We start from the raw sequence: 3,711 nt of genomic DNA on the forward strand, positions 1-3,711 counted from the left end.
CCATGGCGGCAGGGGAATACGTATCGGTGCACTCTCAGGCGGACACCGAACGGGCCGACCTTTCGCGCGAACGGGCCGAACTGGCCAGCGATCCAAAGGCGGAACACATCGAACTGGCGAACATTTACATCCAGCGTGGTGTCTGGCCCGAACTGGCCCATCAAGTGGCCGACCAATTGATGGCCCATGACGCCCTCGGCTCTCACGCGCGGGACGAACTGGGCATCAGCGAAACACTCACTGCCAAACCTTTGCAGGCCGCCCTCGCCTCGGCCGCCAGCTTCGTGGTCGGCGCAGCGCTGCCGTTGGCGGTGACTTTCATCGCGCCAGCGAACAGTGTCGTGCCGTGGATGTGCGGCATGTCGCTGGTTTTTCTCGGTAGCCTGGGGGCCGTGGCAGCCAGGGCTGGGGGTGTCAGCATCCTGACCGGTGCCTGGCGCGTGACGGTGTGGGGTGTGTTGGCCATGGGTATCACGGCGCTGGTGGGGTCGTTGTTCGGGGCAGTGGTTTAAATCGCAGCTGCTTGAGGAACGTCAGAAAACACTCGGTTTGGATGGGTTAACGTAGCCTGACACTCGCTGACCTGAGGATTCCCGATGCCTGCCAACTGCACTGACGTGGATGTTGCGATTATTGGCGGTGGCCAGTCCGCACTCGCGGTGGCTTACTTCCTGCGCCGAACCGGGCGCTCCTTCGTAATCATCGACGCTGAAGACGCACCGGGTGGCGCCTGGCGACATGGCTGGAATTCTCTACGACTGTTTTCACCCGCGACGTGGAGTTCCATCGCAGGCTGGATGATGCCACCGGTCACAGACGGCTACCCCAGCCGCGACAACGTGCTGGATTATCTGCGTCAGTATGAGCAACGCTACCAATTCCCGATCGAACGTCCCTATTGGGTGAATGCCATCGAGCGCCGGGGTAATCGCCTTCATGTAAAGGCCCAAGACCGCAGCTGGCTAGCCCGCGCAGTGGTCAGCGCGACCGGCACCTGGCGCCATCCCTACCTGCCGCATTACCCCGGCAGCGAAACCTTTAATGGCCAACAGTTGCATTCGGCCCACTACGTCGGCGCCAAGCCGTTTGCCGGGAAAAAAGTCCTGGTGGTGGGCGGTGGCAACTCCGGTGCACAGATCCTCGCGGAAGTCTCAAAGGTGGCCGACGTCACGTGGGTCACTCCGCAACCGCCGCAATTTCTCGCCGATGACGTAGATGGCCGGGTACTGTTCGAACGCGCCACCGAACGCTGGAAAGCCCAGCTCGCTGGCACCGTCGTGGAGCAACCGGTCGGTGGCTTGGGTGACATCGTGATGGTGCCGCCGGTCCTCGAGGCCCGGGAACGCGGCGTACTGCACGCGGTTCGGCCATTCCTGCGCTTCACCGAAACCGGCGTGACATGGGCCGATGGCTTGCAGACGCCAGTCGATGTTGTCATCTGGTGCACCGGCTTCCGCCCTGCCCTCGGCTATCTGCAATCACTGGGTGTGTGCACCGCCGACGGACGTGTGGCCGTTGAAGGCACGCATTCGATCAAGGAGCCGCGCTTGTGGTTGGTCGGTTATGGAGACTGGACCGGCGCCGCTTCAGCGACACTGATTGGCGTCACCCGCACAGCGCGCAGTACCGTTGAGGAGATTGAGCGGTTTTTAAAGACGCAGTGAGTCGGCGAGCTCCAAGGCTGCGAAACAATGACGACGACCTTCCATCGAAGTCGTCAGCGGCCGCCGTGATGCCCAACTGAGCGAAAAGCACTATTGAGCAACAGCCACTTGATTACGACCATATGACTTGGCTCTGTATAGCGCTCTGTCGGCATTGTTCATCAAACTGTAGAGACTATCGTCGGTGAAATCCGATGACGCCACGCCAAGGCTGGCCGTTATGCGGTCAGCAGGCTCTGCCTTCAGTCCGGCGATAGCCTGCATCAGCTCCTGCGCGATACTCGTCGCCACTTCAATGCTGGTATCGGGAAGCAAAATAGCGAACTCCTCGCCCCCTAGCCTGCCATGTACATCGTTTTTACGGATCGACGCACTGATGACCGCACCCACCTGACGCAGAACCTGATCCCCTACCTGGTGACCGTAAGAATCGTTGATGTGCTTGAAGTGATCCATATCGAGCATCACGGCGCAAAGTACCGAACCGTTGCTTTTGCATTCACTGTAGAGCTGGTGGGCGTCATCGAAAAAAGCGCGGCGATTCTTCAGGCCAGTCAGTTCATCGGTTCGAGCGGCTCTGATGGAAAGCCTGTTTTCCCGCTCCATTTCACGGGTAAGACGAAACGCGGTTTCCAGGGCGTCTGACATTCTGCGAGTGGCGCTGGCTACAAATGAGGCAAACACGAACACGGCGAGCGCCATGCCTGCTTGCAAGGTTGAGGGTTGAAACAACAGCCACGTTGAACAAGGCAATAGAACCAGGCCGATGGATAACATCGTCATGTTCCGATAGGCCGAATAACACGATACCGCGCTGACAGACATCCCGACCGTAAAAAGCATCACCATCGCCTGGGCCAACAGATCATGGGCCGGTATGACCGCGAGTGCCCCGGCGCCCCATATACCGGCGGACAACACAAGTGTGCACCAGTATTTTCGCTCCCAACGCTTGGGCGTGCGTTCAGTGACGGGGCTACGAAAATAGCCAATGAACATCCAGATACGCAGTAACGTCGACACCGTCAATAGCGCTATCCATCCAACAACCACCGTGTGATCGAACCGATCCCAACACAGCCAACAAAGCATGACGGCTGCCATATAACTGCCGAAAACGGCAGCACCTGATTGTCGAAATAACTGCTGCAAGCGATCTGTTCGAACCTGTTCGGCTATGTGTGAGCCCTGATCACTTCCTAGCTCAAGATCATCCATTTAATCCGCCTGAACATGATGAATCGACAGGCTAAATTGTGGCACCTCGCCAGCAACGCAAACAACAGAGAATTAACAATACGCACAATCTTTACCAACGGCTGGCGCAGGCCGTGCTCAGGCCGCGAGTATTTCCTGAAGAAACGCGATGAACACATTGATGCGACTCGAACCCCGGTGGTTGGGCAAATACAGCGCGTTGATGCAGGTGCTTGCGCTACCGGGGTTGATCTCATAGTGCTCCAGCACCCGCGTCAACCGGCCTGCACTGACATCCTCGTGCACCAGCCAATCGGCCAATAGCGTCATCCCGCCACCGGCCAAGGCCGCCTCGCGCAGAATGTCGGCATTGTTGCTTTGCAGCCGTCCTTGCACATCCACGTGGGTGACATCCCCTGCGCCCTTGAATGTCCAGTTGTTGTCGCCCTTGCGGTAATCGAAACGCAGGCATTGATGCTCAAGCAAATCACGTGGATGTCGCGGCAGGCCGGTTCGCCTCAGATAGTCGGGACTGGCCACAATCCAGCGCTGGAAACCACCCAGCCGCTTGCTGACGATGTCATCGCTGACGACCGATGAACCGAGGCGCACTGACACATCGATTTGCTCGCTCAGCAGGTCACTGACCTCGTCGCTCAGCGACAGACTGATTTCCAGGCCCGGATGACGCTCAAGCAAGCGCCCCAAGTGCGGAGCGATGATTCGCCGGCCAAACTCCACCGGCACGCTGACCCGTAAACGTCCTTGAGCTTCGCTGCCACGGTCGGCAACGGTGGCATCGGCGGCGTCGATGGCCGCGAGAATCGCCACGGCTTTATCGAAATAGTGC

Annotated in this window: 3 protein-coding genes and 1 pseudogene; 2 read left to right on the forward strand and 2 right to left on the reverse strand. The window is 58.9% G+C overall.

Annotation, left to right across the window (positions count from 1 at the left end; genetic code table 11):
* The coding region (locus DBR24_RS17585) for a VIT1/CCC1 transporter family protein (protein ID WP_128615377.1) at positions 1 to 512 on the forward strand (512 nt) is incomplete at its 5' end.
* An 84-nt stretch (positions 513 to 596) separates the two neighbouring features.
* Entirely contained in the window at positions 597 to 1,664 is a 1,068-nt protein-coding gene (locus tag DBR24_RS17590; protein ID WP_128615378.1) for an ArsO family NAD(P)H-dependent flavin-containing monooxygenase, read from the forward strand.
* A 90-nt stretch (positions 1,665 to 1,754) separates the two neighbouring features.
* Here the strand turns inward: DBR24_RS17590 and DBR24_RS17595 are convergent, their stop codons facing one another.
* Entirely contained in the window at positions 1,755 to 2,882 is a 1,128-nt protein-coding gene (locus tag DBR24_RS17595; RefSeq protein ID WP_123468795.1) for a GGDEF domain-containing protein, read from the reverse strand.
* A gap of 117 nt (positions 2,883 to 2,999) precedes the next feature.
* Positions 3,000 to 3,711 (reverse strand): annotated as a pseudogene (locus DBR24_RS17600) (substrate binding domain-containing protein); the annotation flags it as partial.

Source organism: Pseudomonas sp. HMWF006, from assembly GCF_003061205.1.
GTDB classification, from domain to species: domain Bacteria; phylum Pseudomonadota; class Gammaproteobacteria; order Pseudomonadales; family Pseudomonadaceae; genus Aquipseudomonas; species Aquipseudomonas monsensis.